This is a genomic window from Serratia sarumanii, assembly GCF_029962605.1.
Lineage (GTDB): Bacteria > Pseudomonadota > Gammaproteobacteria > Enterobacterales > Enterobacteriaceae > Serratia > Serratia sarumanii.
Window position 1 is genome coordinate 868,149 of record NZ_CP124750.1, and the last position, 17,454, is coordinate 885,602.

General features: G+C 55.7%; 11 protein-coding genes, 3 tRNA genes and 3 rRNA genes. 12 read left to right on the forward strand and 5 right to left on the reverse strand.

What is annotated here, in order from left to right:
- Nucleotides 1-8: 8 nt before the first annotated feature.
- From SSARUM_RS04005 to dkgB, 6 genes are all read left to right on the forward strand, one after another.
- Nucleotides 9-1,550, forward strand: a 16S ribosomal RNA gene (locus SSARUM_RS04005).
- A gap of 88 nt (nt 1,551-1,638) precedes the next feature.
- Nucleotides 1,639-1,714 (forward strand) — tRNA-Glu (locus tag SSARUM_RS04010).
- Nucleotides 1,715-1,953: 239 nt separating this feature from the next.
- Nucleotides 1,954-4,861, forward strand: a 23S ribosomal RNA gene (locus tag SSARUM_RS04015).
- A gap of 103 nt (nt 4,862-4,964) precedes the next feature.
- Nucleotides 4,965-5,080 (forward strand): 5S ribosomal RNA (gene rrf, locus SSARUM_RS04020).
- The 16S, 23S and 5S rRNA genes sit together here with 2 tRNA genes alongside, the layout of an rRNA operon.
- A gap of 94 nt (nt 5,081-5,174) precedes the next feature.
- Nucleotides 5,175-5,251 (forward strand) — tRNA-Asp (locus SSARUM_RS04025).
- Nucleotides 5,252-5,463: 212 nt separating this feature from the next.
- Nucleotides 5,464-6,267 (forward strand): 2,5-didehydrogluconate reductase DkgB, encoded by an 804-nt coding sequence (gene dkgB, locus SSARUM_RS04030; RefSeq protein WP_033649906.1) that lies wholly within the window; start codon nt 5,464-5,466, stop codon nt 6,265-6,267.
- 43 nt (nt 6,268-6,310) lie between these two features.
- Here the strand turns inward: dkgB and yafC are convergent, their stop codons facing one another.
- The gene (gene yafC / locus SSARUM_RS04035) at nt 6,311-7,198 is read right to left on the reverse strand and encodes a DNA-binding transcriptional regulator YafC (protein WP_033649907.1); all 888 of its coding nucleotides are present in this window, start codon (nt 7,196-7,198) and stop codon (nt 6,311-6,313) included.
- Between the two features lie 352 nt (nt 7,199-7,550).
- Here yafC and SSARUM_RS04040 point away from each other — a divergent pair, with 352 nt between their 5' ends.
- On the forward strand, nt 7,551-8,324 hold the full coding sequence (locus SSARUM_RS04040; RefSeq protein ID WP_033649908.1) for an endonuclease/exonuclease/phosphatase family protein: 774 nt from the start codon (nt 7,551-7,553) through the stop codon (nt 8,322-8,324).
- A gap of 52 nt (nt 8,325-8,376) precedes the next feature.
- On the opposite strand, the gene mltD is transcribed toward SSARUM_RS04040, so the two are convergent.
- Nucleotides 8,377-9,762, reverse strand: coding sequence for a murein transglycosylase D (gene mltD / locus SSARUM_RS04045; protein ID WP_033653353.1), 1,386 nt, complete (start codon nt 9,760-9,762; stop codon nt 8,377-8,379).
- A gap of 71 nt (nt 9,763-9,833) precedes the next feature.
- Nucleotides 9,834-10,589: a hydroxyacylglutathione hydrolase gene (gene gloB / locus SSARUM_RS04050; RefSeq protein WP_060387313.1), complete on the reverse strand. Its 756-nt coding sequence runs from the start codon at nt 10,587-10,589 to the stop codon at nt 9,834-9,836.
- Nucleotides 10,590-10,633: 44 nt separating this feature from the next.
- Here gloB and SSARUM_RS04055 point away from each other — a divergent pair, with 44 nt between their 5' ends.
- Nucleotides 10,634-11,353, forward strand: coding sequence for a class I SAM-dependent methyltransferase (locus SSARUM_RS04055; protein ID WP_033637192.1), 720 nt, complete (start codon nt 10,634-10,636; stop codon nt 11,351-11,353).
- Here SSARUM_RS04055 and rnhA read toward each other — a convergent pair.
- The gene (gene rnhA, locus SSARUM_RS04060; RefSeq protein ID WP_033649910.1) at nt 11,350-11,817 is read right to left on the reverse strand and encodes a ribonuclease HI; all 468 of its coding nucleotides are present in this window, start codon (nt 11,815-11,817) and stop codon (nt 11,350-11,352) included. The genes SSARUM_RS04055 and rnhA overlap by 4 nt on opposite strands.
- Nucleotides 11,818-11,889: 72 nt before the next feature.
- Here rnhA and dnaQ point away from each other — a divergent pair, with 72 nt between their 5' ends.
- Nucleotides 11,890-12,633, forward strand: coding sequence for a DNA polymerase III subunit epsilon (gene dnaQ / locus SSARUM_RS04065; RefSeq protein ID WP_004930195.1), 744 nt, complete (start codon nt 11,890-11,892; stop codon nt 12,631-12,633).
- Nucleotides 12,634-12,777: 144 nt separating this feature from the next.
- Nucleotides 12,778-12,854: transfer RNA gene (locus SSARUM_RS04070), tRNA-Asp, on the forward strand.
- A gap of 105 nt (nt 12,855-12,959) precedes the next feature.
- Here the strand turns inward: SSARUM_RS04070 and SSARUM_RS04075 are convergent.
- Nucleotides 12,960-15,200 (reverse strand): TonB-dependent siderophore receptor, encoded by a 2,241-nt coding sequence (locus SSARUM_RS04075; protein WP_060431287.1) that lies wholly within the window; start codon nt 15,198-15,200, stop codon nt 12,960-12,962.
- A gap of 229 nt (nt 15,201-15,429) precedes the next feature.
- On the opposite strand from SSARUM_RS04075, the gene SSARUM_RS04080 reads away from it, so the two are divergent.
- Complete coding sequence (locus SSARUM_RS04080) at nt 15,430-16,308, forward strand: siderophore-interacting protein (RefSeq protein ID WP_041033385.1); 879 nt, start codon at nt 15,430-15,432, stop codon at nt 16,306-16,308.
- Nucleotides 16,309-16,444: 136 nt separating this feature from the next.
- On the forward strand, nt 16,445-17,284 hold the full coding sequence (locus SSARUM_RS04085) for a MurR/RpiR family transcriptional regulator (RefSeq protein ID WP_039567065.1): 840 nt from the start codon (nt 16,445-16,447) through the stop codon (nt 17,282-17,284).
- The last annotated feature ends 170 nt before the right edge of the window (nt 17,285-17,454 follow it).

The following is a 17,454-nucleotide window of genomic DNA, read 5'->3' on the forward strand; positions in this document are numbered from 1 at the left end:
CAAGCTTTTAATTGAAGAGTTTGATCATGGCTCAGATTGAACGCTGGCGGCAGGCTTAACACATGCAAGTCGAGCGGTAACACAGGAGAGCTTGCTCTCTGGGTGACGAGCGGCGGACGGGTGAGTAATGTCTGGGAAACTGCCTGATGGAGGGGGATAACTACTGGAAACGGTAGCTAATACCGCATAACGTCGCAAGACCAAAGAGGGGGACCTTCGGGCCTCTTGCCATCAGATGTGCCCAGATGGGATTAGCTAGTAGGTGGGGTAATGGCTCACCTAGGCGACGATCCCTAGCTGGTCTGAGAGGATGACCAGCCACACTGGAACTGAGACACGGTCCAGACTCCTACGGGAGGCAGCAGTGGGGAATATTGCACAATGGGCGCAAGCCTGATGCAGCCATGCCGCGTGTGTGAAGAAGGCCTTCGGGTTGTAAAGCACTTTCAGCGAGGAGGAAGGTGGTGAGCTTAATACGCTCATCAATTGACGTTACTCGCAGAAGAAGCACCGGCTAACTCCGTGCCAGCAGCCGCGGTAATACGGAGGGTGCAAGCGTTAATCGGAATTACTGGGCGTAAAGCGCACGCAGGCGGTTTGTTAAGTCAGATGTGAAATCCCCGGGCTCAACCTGGGAACTGCATTTGAAACTGGCAAGCTAGAGTCTCGTAGAGGGGGGTAGAATTCCAGGTGTAGCGGTGAAATGCGTAGAGATCTGGAGGAATACCGGTGGCGAAGGCGGCCCCCTGGACGAAGACTGACGCTCAGGTGCGAAAGCGTGGGGAGCAAACAGGATTAGATACCCTGGTAGTCCACGCTGTAAACGATGTCGATTTGGAGGTTGTGCCCTTGAGGCGTGGCTTCCGGAGCTAACGCGTTAAATCGACCGCCTGGGGAGTACGGCCGCAAGGTTAAAACTCAAATGAATTGACGGGGGCCCGCACAAGCGGTGGAGCATGTGGTTTAATTCGATGCAACGCGAAGAACCTTACCTACTCTTGACATCCAGAGAACTTTCCAGAGATGGATTGGTGCCTTCGGGAACTCTGAGACAGGTGCTGCATGGCTGTCGTCAGCTCGTGTTGTGAAATGTTGGGTTAAGTCCCGCAACGAGCGCAACCCTTATCCTTTGTTGCCAGCGGTTCGGCCGGGAACTCAAAGGAGACTGCCAGTGATAAACTGGAGGAAGGTGGGGATGACGTCAAGTCATCATGGCCCTTACGAGTAGGGCTACACACGTGCTACAATGGCATATACAAAGAGAAGCGACCTCGCGAGAGCAAGCGGACCTCATAAAGTATGTCGTAGTCCGGATTGGAGTCTGCAACTCGACTCCATGAAGTCGGAATCGCTAGTAATCGTAGATCAGAATGCTACGGTGAATACGTTCCCGGGCCTTGTACACACCGCCCGTCACACCATGGGAGTGGGTTGCAAAAGAAGTAGGTAGCTTAACCTTCGGGAGGGCGCTTACCACTTTGTGATTCATGACTGGGGTGAAGTCGTAACAAGGTAACCGTAGGGGAACCTGCGGTTGGATCACCTCCTTACCTAAAGATATTGCTTCGAGTGGCGTGCTCACACAGATTGTCTGATGAAAAAGTAACGAGCAAAAGCGTCATAAAAGTACGGTGTCGTGTCCCCTTCGTCTAGAGGCCTAGGACACCGCCCTTTCACGGCGGTAACAGGGGTTCGAATCCCCTAGGGGACGCCAAGCTTCCGACCCACCCGGTGAAAGCGGCGGTCTTCAGTATCTGACGATACACCATATCTTAAAGATGACTTTCGAGTCATGTTTAAGATATTGCTCTTTAACAATCTGGAACAAGCTGAAAATTGAAACATGACGGCTGAAATTCATTCCTCCGTAGAAGTACCGGAATGAAGAGTAACCTGTCATAGAGTCTCTCAAATGTTTGCAACTTGAACGATGGAAACATCTTCGGGTTGTGAGGTTAAGTGACTAAGCGTACACGGTGGATGCCTAGGCAGTCAGAGGCGATGAAGGGCGTGCTAATCTGCGAAAAGCGTCGGTAAGGTGATATGAACCGTTATAACCGGCGATACCCGAATGGGGAAACCCAGTGTGTTTCGACACACTATCATGTCATGAATACATAGTGGCATGAGGCGAACCGGGGGAACTGAAACATCTAAGTACCCCGAGGAAAAGAAATCAACCGAGATTCCCCCAGTAGCGGCGAGCGAACGGGGAGGAGCCCAGAACCTGAATCGGCTTGTGTGTTAGTGGAAGCGTCTGGAAAGTCGCGCAGCAAAGGGTGATAGCCCCGTACACTAAAATGCACAGGTCGTGAGTTCGATGAGTAGGGCGGGACACGTGACATCCTGTCTGAATATGGGGGGACCATCCTCCAAGGCTAAATACTCCTGACTGACCGATAGTGAACCAGTACCGTGAGGGAAAGGCGAAAAGAACCCCGGCGAGGGGAGTGAAATAGAACCTGAAACCGTGTACGTACAAGCAGTGGGAGCACCTTCGTGGTGTGACTGCGTACCTTTTGTATAATGGGTCAGCGACTTATATTTTGTAGCAAGGTTAACCGTATAGGGGAGCCGTAGGGAAACCGAGTCTTAACTGGGCGAATAGTTGCAAGGTATAGACCCGAAACCCGGTGATCTAGCCATGGGCAGGTTGAAGGTTGGGTAACACTAACTGGAGGACCGAACCGACTAATGTTGAAAAATTAGCGGATGACTTGTGGCTGGGGGTGAAAGGCCAATCAAACCGGGAGATAGCTGGTTCTCCCCGAAAGCTATTTAGGTAGCGCCTCGTGAACTCATCTTCGGGGGTAGAGCACTGTTTCGGCTAGGGGGCCATCCCGGCTTACCAAACCGATGCAAACTCCGAATACCGAAGAATGTTATCACGGGAGACACACGGCGGGTGCTAACGTCCGTCGTGAAGAGGGAAACAACCCAGACCGCCAGCTAAGGTCCCAAAGTCATGGTTAAGTGGGAAACGATGTGGGAAGGCACAGACAGCCAGGATGTTGGCTTAGAAGCAGCCATCATTTAAAGAAAGCGTAATAGCTCACTGGTCGAGTCGGCCTGCGCGGAAGATGTAACGGGGCTAAACCATGCACCGAAGCTGCGGCAGCGACGCTTAGGCGTTGTTGGGTAGGGGAGCGTTCTGTAAGCCGTTGAAGGTGGCCTGTGAGGGTTGCTGGAGGTATCAGAAGTGCGAATGCTGACATAAGTAACGATAAAGCGGGTGAAAAGCCCGCTCGCCGGAAGACCAAGGGTTCCTGTCCAACGTTAATCGGGGCAGGGTGAGTCGACCCCTAAGGCGAGGCTGAAAAGCGTAGTCGATGGGAAACAGGTTAATATTCCTGTACTTGGTGTTACTGCGAAGGGGGGACGGAGAAGGCTAGGCTAGCCGGGCGACGGTTGTCCCGGTTTAAGCGTGTAGGGGGTGTGACCTGGTAAATCCGGTTACATACTAACCCTGAGGCGTGATGACGATGCACTACGGTGCAGAAGTAGTTGATGCCCTGCTTCCAGGAAAAGCCTCTAAGCATCAGGTAACATTGAATCGTACCCCAAACCGACACAGGTGGTCAGGTAGAGAATACCAAGGCGCTTGAGAGAACTCGGGTGAAGGAACTAGGCAAAATGGTGCCGTAACTTCGGGAGAAGGCACGCTGGCATGTAGGTGAAGTCCCTCGCGGATGGAGCTGAAGCCAGTCGAAGATACCAGCTGGCTGCAACTGTTTAATAAAAACACAGCACTGTGCAAACACGAAAGTGGACGTATACGGTGTGACGCCTGCCCGGTGCTGGAAGGTTAATTGATGGGGTCAGCCGCAAGGCGAAGCTCTTGATCGAAGCCCCAGTAAACGGCGGCCGTAACTATAACGGTCCTAAGGTAGCGAAATTCCTTGTCGGGTAAGTTCCGACCTGCACGAATGGCGTAATGATGGCCAGGCTGTCTCCACCCGAGACTCAGTGAAATTGAACTCGCTGTGAAGATGCAGTGTACCCGCGGCAAGACGGAAAGACCCCGTGAACCTTTACTATAGCTTGACACTGAACATTGAGCCTTGATGTGTAGGATAGGTGGGAGGCTTTGAAGCGTGGACGCCAGTCTGCGTGGAGCCATCCTTGAAATACCACCCTTTAATGTTTGATGTTCTAACTCGGCCCCGTGATCCGGGGTGAGGACAGTGTCTGGTGGGTAGTTTGACTGGGGCGGTCTCCTCCCAAAGAGTAACGGAGGAGCACGAAGGTTAGCTAATCACGGTCGGACATCGTGAGGTTAGTGCAAAGGCATAAGCTAGCTTGACTGCGAGAGTGACGGCTCGAGCAGGTACGAAAGTAGGTCTTAGTGATCCGGTGGTTCTGAATGGAAGGGCCATCGCTCAACGGATAAAAGGTACTCCGGGGATAACAGGCTGATACCGCCCAAGAGTTCATATCGACGGCGGTGTTTGGCACCTCGATGTCGGCTCATCACATCCTGGGGCTGAAGTAGGTCCCAAGGGTATGGCTGTTCGCCATTTAAAGTGGTACGCGAGCTGGGTTTAGAACGTCGTGAGACAGTTCGGTCCCTATCTGCCGTGGGCGTTGGAAGATTGAGAGGGGTTGCTCCTAGTACGAGAGGACCGGAGTGAACGCACCACTGGTGTTCGGGTTGTCATGCCAATGGCATTGCCCGGTAGCTAAGTGCGGAAAAGATAAGCGCTGAAAGCATCTAAGCGCGAAACTTGCCTCAAGATGAGTCTTCCCTGGGACTTTAAGTCCCCTGAAGGAACGTTTAAGACTAAGACGTTGATAGGCTGGGTGTGTAAGTGCAGCGATGCATTGAGCTAACCAGTACTAATGATCCGTGAGGCTTAACCTTACAACACCGAAGGTGTTTTAGAGACGAAGAGATTTTCAGCGAAGTTCCGAGATTGGTTCTGATGGCGACACGAAAGTGAAGCGGTTGGAATGAAACGAATTTGCCTGGCGGCAATAGCGCGGTGGTCCCACCTGACCCCATGCCGAACTCAGAAGTGAAACGCCGTAGCGCCGATGGTAGTGTGGGGTCTCCCCATGCGAGAGTAGGACACTGCCAGGCATCAAATAAACGTTATCAGCGTGACGACTGGTAATGCGCAAATCGCAGAGCGCGATATTGCCGGCATCGAAAGATGCAACGTAAAAGAATCGGTGGAGCGGTAGTTCAGTTGGTTAGAATACCTGCCTGTCACGCAGGGGGTCGCGGGTTCGAGCCCCGTCCGTTCCGCCACTTAATTGATAAGCCCTGAGTCTCTGACTCAGGGCTTTTTCATATGCAAAATTCATAAAGCCTCGTCGAATTTGTCGCCGTTCCTGCCGCTTTCCTCAATATTGTTGCCTGTTGATCAAAAGTCTTATGCCGAACCTGGCGTTTTTGCTCACTAAAAATATTGCCATACTCTCTCGCATCGTTATTTATCCACTAATGAGAGAGTAAATATTGTGAGCATCCCTGCATTTGGTTTAGGTACTTTCCGCCTTCAGGATCAGGTAGTTATCGACTCAGTGAGCACAGCTCTGGAATTGGGCTATCGGGCTATCGATACCGCACAGATCTATGAAAACGAAGCGGCCGTCGGCCAGGCTATCGCCGCTAGCGGTGTGCCGCGTGACGAGTTGTTCATCACGACCAAGATCTGGATCGCGAATCTGGCTAAGGGCGCCTTAATTCCCAGTCTGCGAGACAGCTTGGCCAAGCTGCAGACCCCGTATGTCGATCTGACGCTGATTCACTGGCCATCGCCAAATGATGAGGTGCCTGTCGCAGAGTTTATGGCTGAACTGCTGGAAGCCAAGCGATTGGGGCTGACCCGTCAGATTGGTGTATCTAACTTCACCATCGATCTGATGCAGCAGGCGATTGATGCGGTTGGCGCCGATCAGATTGCGACTAATCAGATCGAACTGTCACCGTTCTTGCAGAATGAAAAAGTGGTGGCGTTCGCACGGCAACATGGTATCGCCATCACCTCTTATATGACGCTGGCGTATGGCAAAGCGTTGCAGGATGAGACGATCAAAAGCATTGCCGCCCGTCACAATGCGACGCCGGCACAGGTGGTTCTGGCTTGGGCGTTGAAACTGGGCTACGCGGTGATCCCTTCTTCGACCAAGCGCGAAAACCTGGAAAGCAACCTGTTAGCGCAGCAACTGACGCTGAGTGACGAAGATATGGCGCAGATTGCGGCGCTTGAAAGCAACGGCCGATTGGTCAGCCCGGAAGGCCTGGCACCCAACTGGGACTAATCTTCAGATATGAAGACCTCAGGCGCCCCAAGAGGGCGCCTTTTTATTGCTTTAGCCGCTCGCTGATAAAATCGATAAAGCTGCGCAGGCGGTTACTGACAGCGCTATCGCTGTAGTACACCGCGTTGATCGGCATTTCGAGTGGCAGCGTGTCTCCTACCAGAAGGGGAACCAGGTTCCCGCGTTTGACGTCTTCATCACTCATAAAGTCCGACAGGCAGGCGATGCCGTTGCCGTGCAGGCACAGGTGACGCTGGGTTTCACCGCTGTTGGTGGTCAGCCCCGGAACGATCTCCAGTTGTCGACCATCGGCACAGGTCAGCGGCCAGCGGTTCAGATTGGGCAGATCGTTAAAGCCGATGCAGCAATGGTGCTCCAGGTCGGCTACCGTCTTTGGCGCGCCATATTGCGCCAGGTAGGCGGGGGAGGCCAGGATGCGTCGATAGCTGGCCATCAGCTTGCGCGCTTTCAGCGTAGAGTCCGTCAGCTCGCCGACGCGGATTGCGATATCCACTTTTCGTTCGATCAAATTGATGAAGTTTTCCGAAGAGACCAGCGATAGCGACATTTCCGGATAGCGTTCACGAAACTCGGCGACCAGCGGCGTCAACAGATGCAAGACGACCGGCGTTGCGGCATCGACGCGCAGCAGCCCCTGCGGGCGTTGACGGCTTTCCATCAACGCATTTTCCGCTGCGGCCATATCGCTCAACACTTTCTGCACCTGCCGAAAGTAGTTTTCGCCTTCCTGGGTCAGACTGATTTGGCGTGTCGTGCGGTTGAGCAGGGTTACCCCCAGCTTGCTCTCCAGCTTTTTTACCGTTCGACTGACCACGGAGTTGGCCTGCTGCAGGCGCTCGGCCGCCCGGCTGAAGCTGCCGCTTTCCACTACGGTGACGAAGGTGATAAGCTCGTCCGAATTCGCTTTCATTTTTGCTCCAAAGGCAAACTCTGTTCTAAATTTTTAGCGATTTCGTCATTTAAACACGTCGGAGCATCGTCGTCACCCACAGGAATCTGATTGCGCATATTCCTGTTTCCCCGTCTGCATTTTGCTGGCCCTTTCGCATTTTTCACCTCTGCTGCATCACCTTTACACTGCTATACCCTCAGAAGATTGAAATCGCCGCAGGCGGCCCCTATAACTGAAAAGGTTATGCCTGTAAAAGCCATGCCCTCTGTGCGGGGCAGGCGTATAATCAATTCACCGTTGGCGAAGTCTTCATCGCCAGTTTCATGCTAATGGGTTATAGGCGAATCGCGTGCCGAAACGAACTTATGCAATGAGGTATGTTGCAGGCCAGCCAGTTGAGCGAATCTTTCCTGGCGCCGTTAATCAGCCGTTGCCGCCAGGGGCGGCGCTGCCGACGACCGGCGCCTTGCGCGTTATGGTGTGGAATATTTTCAAACAGCAGCGAGCCGACTGGCTTTCGGTGCTGAAAAACCATGGCAAAGATGCGCAGCTGGTGCTGTTGCAAGAAGCGCAAACTACGCCGGAGCTGGTGAGCTACGCTACCGCCAACTATCTGGCGGCCGATCAGGTGCCGGCCTTTGTGTTGCCGCAGCACCCTTCCGGCGTGATGACGCTGGCGGCCGCTCATCCGGTTTACTGCTGCCCGCTGCGCGAGCGAGAGCCGCTGCTGCGGCTGTCCAAGTCGGCCCTGATCACCGTTTATCCGCTGTATAACGGCGAGCTGTTGATGGTGGTGAACATCCATGCGGTGAACTTTAGTCTGGGAGTCGACGTCTACAGCAAGCAGCTGGGGCCGATCGGCGAGCAGATCGCCAGCCACCGGGGGCCGGTGATCATGGCCGGGGACTTCAACGCCTGGAGCCGCAAACGTATCAATGCCTTGTATGACTTTGCCGGTGAGATGGCGCTGCGCGAAGTGAGCTTCGCCGACGATCACCGCCGTAAGGCTTTTGGCCGCCCGCTGGACTTTGTGTTTTATCGCAATCTTGGGGTCGTAGAGGCGTCGGTACTGGTGACCAGCGCGTCGGATCACAATCCGCTGTTGGTGGAGTTCCACCCGGAAAAAGATTCTCCCGACTGGTGAATCGCAGGCAATAAAAAAGCACCCCGAAGGGTGCTTTTTTTGTGCCGGAAACTTAGGTGTCCGGCGTCAGCTTGTTGCCGACAAACAGGGTTAACTTCAGACCGGGTTGAAGGCTGTTGCCTTTACCGAGCGTTGAATTCCAACGCATCACGTCGTTAATATCGACGCCGTGACGACGTGCGATACTGGCAAGCGAATCACCTTTACGAACCTGATAGGTAATACTGCTGTTACCGCCAGTATTGCTGGCCACTTGCAGGGTTTGCCCAACTTTTATGGCGCTCTTGGCGCGTAAGTTGTTCCAACTCTGCAAATCGCTGGTCTTAACGTTCAGCCGCTTGGCAATGCCCGATAAGGTGTCGCCGGAGCGCACTTTATATGAACTGCCACCGGTCAAACCGCTGTTCTTCGCCAACTGCGTCGTTGGCTGAGTCACGGCGATCTGGCCATCGGCCAGCGAGTCTTTCAGTTGCTCGGCATGCCCTTTGGGAACCATGATGTAATGGGGCCCGTTGGGTGCCGTAACGCCTTTTTTGTAGCCTGGGTTATACGCTTTCATCTTGGTGACTGAAAGCCCCGCCATCTCAGCCGCCTGAGTCAGCTGGATCTGCTGCCCGACATCGATACGCGCCAGCGCACGGGTTTCATCCGTTTTCGGGAGTTTCACGCCGTACTTCTTGCTGTTCTTGATGATGTCGCTCAGCGCCAGCATTTTCGGGACATAGATTGACGTTTCACGCGGAAGCGACAATGCCCAGAAATTGGTTGGCTTACCTTGGCGTTTGTTTGCCTTCACCGCTTGCATCACGCGGCCTTCACCACTGTTATAGGCGGCTACGGTCAGTAACCAGTCGCCGTTAAACATACGGTTCAAGCGCTGCATCATGTTAAGCGCAGCGGTTGTCGAGGCGACGACATCGCGTCGACCGTCATACCACTGATTGTTTTTCAAACCATAATTGCGACCCGTTTGCGGCACGATTTGCCATAGCCCTGCGGCGTTGGCACTTGACGTGGCGTGGGGGTCAAAAGCGCTCTCCACTATGGGTAGCAGTACCAGTTCCATCGGCATATTACGTTTCTTAATCTGCCCGACTATCCAGTACATGTACGGCTCTGCCCGTAATGTTACATCGTGGAGATAGCTCTTACTTTTTAAGTACTTTCTTTTCTGATCACGGATCCGGGAATTTTCCGGAACCTCCATCTTCAGCTCGTCGCTAATGAAGTTCCACAGGTCCTGTTGCGCGGCGGGACTGTTGTTATCCAACCACCGCGCCGAGCTCGCTCGGCCATTTGCTGTGTACTCTCCTGCTTCACCATCTTGACCAGCCGAAGACAAACTCTGTGCATGCTGTTCTGGCGCCGGTGCGTCCTGCCTGGACGACTGGCAACCCACTAGCAAGACTGAGGCGAGAAATATCGCTTTAGCCTTCATGTGTGTGTCAATGTAGTTGCTTAAAAGACGAGCAATAATACTTTGCTTCGCTAAATAACACAACTAAAAGCTTAGAAGTTATCTTTCCGCAGGCGTAATTCGGAAAAAACTGAATGAAGGCTTTCCGGTGGTGAATTAAAGCCTAATTTCTTTTGTAAATCAGCGTCATGGCAACGTAAAAACAGGTTAATTTTGCGCTCTAATTGCAATGTGGTTGGCACGCTGGCTTGGCCTTTTGCCCTTAACGCTTCAACATGTTGTTGATATGTTTCAATCTCTCGATCTTCCGGCAAAATAGCCCGCGCAAACTTAAGATTTGAAAGAGTATATTCATGCGCGCAGCAAATTAAGGTGTTATCGGGAAGTTGCGCGAGTTGTTGAAATGAGTCGTACATTTGTTTGGCGCTGCCTTCAAACAGCCTGCCGCAGCCGGCGGAGAAAATTGTGTCGCCGCAGAACAGATAAGGGGCACTATAGAATGCCACATGGCCCAACGTATGGCCGGGGACGGCGATAGTCTTGTATTGGCAGCCATCGATGGCAAAGGTGTCGCCGTCGCGTACGATGTGGTTGGCGCCTTTGTCCGCGGTTTCTTGCGGCCCATAGACAGCCAGGCCGGGATATTGCGCCACGATCTGCGCTACACCGCCGACGTGATCGTGATGATGGTGGGTCAGCAGGATCGCCGCCGGCGTCAGCTGCAGGCGCTGCAGCGCTTCGAGCACCGGCTGCGCCTCACCCGGATCGACGATAATGCAGCGCCCCTGCCGGTCATCCAATAACCAAATGTAATTGTCCTGGAAGGCGGGAATGCTGATAAGATTCATGGTGTACCTCTCGTTGGCAACGGCTTGAAAGAAGATAATAAATCATGAAACCAGCCCATACTCTACAAAAGCTCACCGGCCCGCAGTCCTGGGCGGAGCTGCCGTGGGGGGAATATTATCGTGAAGCCCTCGAGCGGCAGTTGCAACCCTGGTGGCCAAAGCTGTTTGGTTTCCATCTGCTGAAGATGGGCATGCTCAGCGCCGAGCTGGCCACGGATAAATGCGCGATTTCCCATCAGGTCAACGTAGGGTTGGAGGGGGAAGGGCTGCAGGTGATCGCCGATGCTTATCAACTGCCGTTTGCCGCCAAGTCGGTGGATGCCTGCCTGTTGGCGCATACGCTGTCCTATGCGGACGATCCGCACCGCATGCTGCGTGAAGTAGACAGGGTGTTGATCGACGATGGCTGGTTGGTTATCAGCAGCTTCAATCCGTTCAGCCTGCTGGGATTGGGCAAACTGGTGCCCGGATTGCGTCGCCGCCAGCCCTATGTCAGCCGCATGTTTACCCAGATGCGGCTGCTGGATTGGCTCAGCCTGCTGAATTATGAGGTGTTGTACCAGGCGCGTTTTCACGTGCTGCCATGGCACCGCAAGGGCGGCAAGTTTTTATGCACTCATTTGCCGGCGCTGGGCTGCATGAGCGTGATTGTGGCGCGCAAACGCACCTTGCCGCTGACGCCCACGCCGATGAAACTGGGGGCGAGAAAACCTTCTCTCAGCCGCGCGGTGGGCGCGACCAAGAGCTATCGCAAACTGCCTTAGGCTTCCGGTTGGTAACCGACGTCTTCCTGCGTCGGCTTACCGGCCGCTTCGCGCGCCAGCACGTCACAACGTTCGTTCTCCGGGTGGCCGGCGTGGCCCTTGACCCATTCCCATTTCACCTCGTGGCGCTGAATGGCCAGATCCAACCGCTGCCACAGATCGACATTTTTGACCGGCTTCTTGTCGGCGGTTTTCCAGCCGCGCTTCTTCCAGTTATGGATCCAGCTGGTGATGCCCTGGCGCACATACTGGCTGTCGGTGCTGAGCGTCACGGCGCAGGGCACGGTCAGCGCTTCCAGCGCCACGATCGCCGCCATCATTTCCATGCGGTTATTGGTGGTCAGACGAAAACCCTCGCTGAAGGTTTTTTCCGTCTGCTTATAGCGTAATATCGCGCCGTAGCCACCGGGGCCGGGGTTGCCAAGGCAGGAGCCGTCGGTGAAAATTTCTACCTGTTTGAGCATCTCTGGTAGACTCTTCCTATCAGTTTTATAAAAGCCAAGTCTGACATAAACGAGCGCTGTGAGCACTGCAATATGATCTCTACAACCACCAGACAGATTGTCCTCGATACCGAAACCACCGGTATGAACAAGCTTGGGGTGCACTACGAAGGGCACCGCATCATCGAAATCGGTGCGGTGGAGGTGATTAACCGCCGCCTGACCGGGCGCAATTTCCACGTTTACATCAAGCCGGACAGGCTGGTGGATCCGGAAGCCTACGGCGTACACGGCATCAGCGACGACTTCCTGGCCGACAAGCCGACCTTCGATCAGGTTGCCGAGGAATTCCTCGACTTTATCCGCGGCGGCGAACTGGTGATCCATAACGCGGCGTTCGATATCGGCTTTATGGATCACGAATTCCGCATGCTGCAGCAGGGCATCCCGAAGACAGAGACCTTCTGCACCATCACCGACAGCCTGCTGATGGCGCGCCGCCTGTTCCCGGGCAAGCGCAACAACCTCGATGCCTTGTGCAGCCGTTATGAGATAGACAACAGCAAGCGTACGCTGCACGGCGCATTGCTCGATGCCGAGATCCTGGCGGAAGTCTATCTGGCGATGACCGGCGGTCAGACCTCGATAGCCTTCCAGATGGAGGGGGATACCCAGCAAAACGACGCCGCGCAAGAGATTCAGCGCATTGTCCGCCCGGCGACCGCGATGAAAGTGGTCTACGCCAGCGACGAAGAAGTGAAGGCGCACGAGGCGCGTCTGGATCTGGTGGCGAAGAAGGGCGGCAGCTGCCTGTGGCGCGGAGCGCCGGCCGAATAACGGCGTTTTTGCGTGAAAAAACCTCAGCGGATGAACCTTCGTTGAAAAACTGTGCAAACGGTTCATTTGGTGAGAAAAAGGCGTTGACGGAACCGAAAGGCGTCCGTAATATGCGCCTCGTTCCCCCGCAAGAGGGAATGGCGCGGAGCGGTAGTTCAGTTGGTTAGAATACCTGCCTGTCACGCAGGGGGTCGCGGGTTCGAGCCCCGTCCGTTCCGCCACTATTCAGAAGCCCTGAGTTAGCGATAACTCAGGGCTTCGTCGTTTCTGCTCTCTGAAAAACGGTGCGGCTCAATGAACGGGGCCGGCAGACCGGCCCCTTATCCTCAGAATAACACCGAGTAGTTCAAGCCGAAGGTGCGTCCACGGCCTTTATAGCTGTACAGCTCAGGCGAACCGTAGGTTGGGCTGTACAGTATCGGCGCGCGTTGGCCCCAAACGGTGGTGTACTCCTTGTCCAGCAGGTTTTCCACGCTGAAGCTGATTTTCCCCACCGGCAGGGCATAGCTGCCGAGGAAATCGAGGGTGTTGTAGCCATCGATCTTGCGGCCCTGAGTGGAATTGACCTTGGTGTAATCACCGTCGTCCGACACGTCGAAGGTCTGCTGCGACTGTAAGCGCAGATTCCAGTCGCCCGGCGCCCAGCCGACATAGGCGGTGACTTTCGATGGGCTGGCGGTATCCACCACCAGCTTCTTCCATTCGCCGTTGACCTTGGTTTCGGAACGGATAACGTTGAAGTTGGTGCCGGCGCTCCAGTCGCTGTCTTCAAAGAAATAATCCACCGCGCCTTCTACCCCGTAGATGCGGCGCTTATCCGCATTGACGTTGATGGTCATGTCGGTTTTGTTGATGGCGATGCTCTTGTCGGACAGCGAGTAGTAGGCGGCGATTTGCGTGCGCAGGTTATCGCCGGTATAGCGCCAGCCCAGCTCGTAAGCATTGACCTTGATGCCTTCCAGCCTGGAATCGCCGACGTTAACGCTTTTCAGCAGCTGGTAGTGGCCGCCGTTCAGCGCGTAGGTGCCGTTGCCGTAATACTTGCCCGGATCCGGGATCTCGAAGCCCTGAGAGAAGTTGAACCAGGTTTGCTGGCGCTCGGTCAGGTGCGCCAACAGGCCGGCGTTGAACAGCGCATTGTTGTAGTCGGTTTTCCCTCCCGGAATGGCGTCGGCGGAGGCGGCGGCGCCGGTAGCGATCGCCTGCTGCTGGTTATAGCCGACGAAGTCGTCGATTTTGTTTTCGGTGTACTGGTAACGCACGCCGCCGCTCAGGGTGAAGATCGGGTTGATGTCGTAACTGGCCTGCAGGAACGACGCCAGATTGCTGGTGGTATAGCTCGGGTAGCGGCCGGTGCTGTAGGCGTTCTCCAGCGTCATGCCGCCGGACTGTTGCGCCTTCGCCAGGTTAAAGAACTGTTGGTTGGCGTTGAAGCTCTCATGCTCGGCGTCGATGCCGTAAGTCAGCGTCAGCGCGTCGACAGGTTTGCTGTTTAACGTCAGTTTGCCGCCGTAGAAGTCGGTTTTTTGCTGCGAGGCGCCAATGCTGCTGACGTAATAGTTCGGCGCTTTGCCCGCCAGCGTCGGGAACGGGTAGAAGGTCAGGGTTTCGTCGCGGTAGTAGACCTGCGCCACCAGATCCTGGCCGAGGAAATCGGTGTTGGAATATTGCAGGTTGATCAGATGGCGTTCGGTGCCGGGGATGCGGTCGGAATCTAAGCTACCGCTGTTGTAGGCCTTGGCGTTGCCGGTCACCGCCGCGAAGTTTTTTCCCAGGAACAGGCCGTGGTCGCCGTCGGACTGGCTTTTGTAGTATTGGGTGGTCAGCTGCAACTGTTGATGATCGTCGATGTTGAGGGTGCCGGTGCCCATCACATCGAGGCGATCGGAATACTGCAGGCCGGTTTGGGTGTTGTCGATCAGCACCTCGTTGCCTTTGCCGTCATACCAGCCGCCGTAGCGCTGGTAAGAAACGGACAGGCGCCCCGAGGCGTTGTCGTTGCCGCCGCTGACCGCCGCCGCCACGTTCTCGTCGTGATCGTTATGGCCGCCAAAGCCGGTTTTACCGCCGATCTGCAACTCGACCTGCTGTTCCGGTTGCCCCTTTTTGGTGACGATGTTGATCAGGCCGCCGGTGCTGCCGCCTCCGTACAGCGAAGTCGCGCCGGAAATCACCTCAATATGATCGATATTGAATGGATCGATCGAATCCAGCTGGCGGCTGTCGCTGCGCGATGAATTCAGGCGTACGCCGTCGATCATCACCATCATCGAACGGCCGCGCATATTCATGCCATAGTTGGTGCGGCCCTGGCCGCTGACGTCCATGCCGGGGATCAGCTGCGCCAACATGTCCTTGATCTCTTTGCCGCCCTGGACCTGCTGTTCGATCTCCTGGCTTTCGATGACCCAAGTGGTCTGCGCCATTTCCGCCACGCTGCGGTGCGAACGGCTGGCGGAGACCACCAACTGCTCTTCGTTGCTGGTTTTCTGATCTTCTGCCCAAGCCGCCGGCGCAAGCATTGCCAGCAGACAAGGGTTCAATACCCAAAGGTGTTTGCGTTTCATCGTTATTTCCCAGGTGATTTTGTTATTACTCTATTTTTGAGAATGCTTCTTTTATCAATAACGTTTCTTGTTATCAATAAAATCATGATATGATTTTTTGCGATACATTAACGTAATTAATTAGTTTTATTAACATTTTACCCGCTGCGCGATCGAGCACCCCACGCCGTCAACACGGCAGCCGATCGGCCATACGCGCAAGCGACAGCGTTGCCGGAGAATCGAGAACATGTCCGCCAGCTACAGAATTTTTGATATCACCCTGAAAAGCAAAACGCTGATTTCACCTTCGCTGGTGCGCTGCGTGTTTGAAGGTGCGGATATTCATCGGATGAAGCTTGAAGCGCCGGATCAGCGCATCAAACTGTTGTTCCCGGCGGCGGACGGCCAGAGCCCGCAGTTGGCCAACGGCCCGGATTGGTACGGCGATTACATGGCGATCCCCAAAGAACAACGGCCGGTGATGCGCACCTATACGCTGCGTGCGCTGCGCCGTGAGCAGAATCAGATGGACGTCGAATTCGTGCTGCATGGTGTGAACGGCCCGGCTTCCGCCTGGGCGACCCACGCCGAGCCGGGTGACGCCATTCAGACGGTCGCGCCCAACGGCGAGTTCGGCGGCGACAGCGGCGGCTACGAATGGGCGCCGCCGGCGCAGTTGCAGCAGGCGCTGTTGATCGCCGATGAGACGGCGGTGCCGGCGGCGATGGGCATTCTGGAGCAGCTGGCGCAGCAGGCCAATCCGCCGCGGGTGCAGGCGTTCTTCGAAGTGCCGGTGGCGGGGGATTGCCTGGATTTGGCCCGTTTCCCGTTCGCCGAGGTTTACTGGCTGCCGCGTGACGTGGGCCGCCAACTGGCGCATGGCACACTGCTGGTGGAAGCGGTGCGCCAGCGGGTCGATATCCCCGCTTCGGCGTGCGCGCAGGCGCAGTCCCTGGCGGAAAGCAGCCTGAGCGATGAGGTGCTTTGGGAGCGGGCGGCCGGCGGTAACGCTTTTTATGCCTGGGTGGCGGCCGAGTCTTCCACGGTGAAAACGCTGCGGCGTTATCTGATCGGCGAACGCGATCTGGATCGCGCTACCGTCAACTTCATGGCCTATTGGTGCTGAACGCGCGGCCCTTTTTCGGCATTGACGCTGGAGCAGGGCATGCCGCTGCGATTCCCCACCAACGAATAATCGCTTGCCAGCGGGTAGTTCGACCGTGTTATGTTCCGCTGAAACGAAGGTTACAGCGAGAACGATAATGCAACGGTTCGACGAACGCCTGCGCCGCGACTACCCACAGCTGACGCCGCAGGAGCAGCGGGTGGCCGACTTCATCTTCGATCACTATGACGATTTGATCGGTTACAACAGCGCCGAGCTGGCGCGTCTGAGCGGCGTTTCCAAAGCCACGGTCAGCCGCTTGTTCAAACGGCTGGGCTACCCCAACTACCGCGCCATGCGCGATGAGCTGCGCACCCTGCGCCAAAGCGGCATGCCGCTGGCCGACAGCCGCGATGCGGTGCAGGGCGATACGCTGTTGGCGCGGCACTGTAAGCAGGAAATGGCCAACCTCACCCGCTGGGTAAAGCAGATCGATGCGGTACAGTTCAGCGCGGCGATCGCCGCACTGGCGCAGGCGCGAAGCGTGATGCTGCTGGGGCTGCGCAACAGCTATCCGGTGGCGATGCACCTGCGCCAGCAGCTGATGCAGGTGCGGGAGCAGGTGCTGCTGGCGCCGCAGCCGGGGCAAACGCTGGCGGAAGATCTGGCGGGGCTGACGCCGCAGGACATGGCGGTGGTGGTGGCGTTCCGTCGCCGGCCGCGCCAGATAAAGGCGCTGCTGGCGCTGTTGCAAAGCCGCGGGGTGCCGACGCTGCTGATCTGCGAACCGCAGGCGCAGGCGTTGTTCCCACTGGCCAACTGGCACTTGACCGTGCCGCTCGACAGCGTGTCGGCGTTCGACAGCTATGCCGCCGCCATGAGCCTGGCCAGCCTGCTCAGCAATGCGTTGCTGCATGAGCAGCTGGCGCAGGGGCGGCAGCGCATTCATCACGTCGCCGAACTGTTCCAGGCGCTGGACGAACTGGAGCTGCGTTAAGCGCGGCAGGTCATTTCCCTTCCTTCACCCTCCGCCGTTTAAGGCGGATCGGTCACCTCATTGTGTTACTTTGGTTTCATTAATTGATCATAAGAATCTTTTGTTTCAACTGAATCCCTATCGGGAGTAGGCTGTTGGGCAGCAAACAAACGTCATGTCGACGCTGACGG

Bases quoted from the DNA above. Each gene is read 5' to 3' on its own strand.
- dnaQ (WP_004930195.1), top strand. From the start codon at position 11,890: ATGATCTCTACAACCACCAGACAGATTGTCCTCGATACCGAAACCACC.
- yafC (WP_033649907.1), bottom strand. From the start codon at position 7,198: ATGAAAGCGAATTCGGACGAGCTTATCACCTTCGTCACCGTAGTGGAA.
- SSARUM_RS04055 (WP_033637192.1), top strand. From the start codon at position 10,634: ATGAAACCAGCCCATACTCTACAAAAGCTCACCGGCCCGCAGTCCTGG.
- SSARUM_RS04085 (WP_039567065.1), top strand. From the start codon at position 16,445: ATGCAACGGTTCGACGAACGCCTGCGCCGCGACTACCCACAGCTGACG.
- SSARUM_RS04040 (WP_033649908.1), top strand. From the start codon at position 7,551: ATGAGGTATGTTGCAGGCCAGCCAGTTGAGCGAATCTTTCCTGGCGCC.
- rnhA (WP_033649910.1), bottom strand. From the start codon at position 11,817: ATGCTCAAACAGGTAGAAATTTTCACCGACGGCTCCTGCCTTGGCAAC.
- SSARUM_RS04080 (WP_041033385.1), top strand. From the start codon at position 15,430: ATGTCCGCCAGCTACAGAATTTTTGATATCACCCTGAAAAGCAAAACG.
- SSARUM_RS04075 (WP_060431287.1), bottom strand. From the start codon at position 15,200: ATGAAACGCAAACACCTTTGGGTATTGAACCCTTGTCTGCTGGCAATG.
- mltD (WP_033653353.1), bottom strand. From the start codon at position 9,762: ATGAAGGCTAAAGCGATATTTCTCGCCTCAGTCTTGCTAGTGGGTTGC.
- gloB (WP_060387313.1), bottom strand. From the start codon at position 10,589: ATGAATCTTATCAGCATTCCCGCCTTCCAGGACAATTACATTTGGTTA.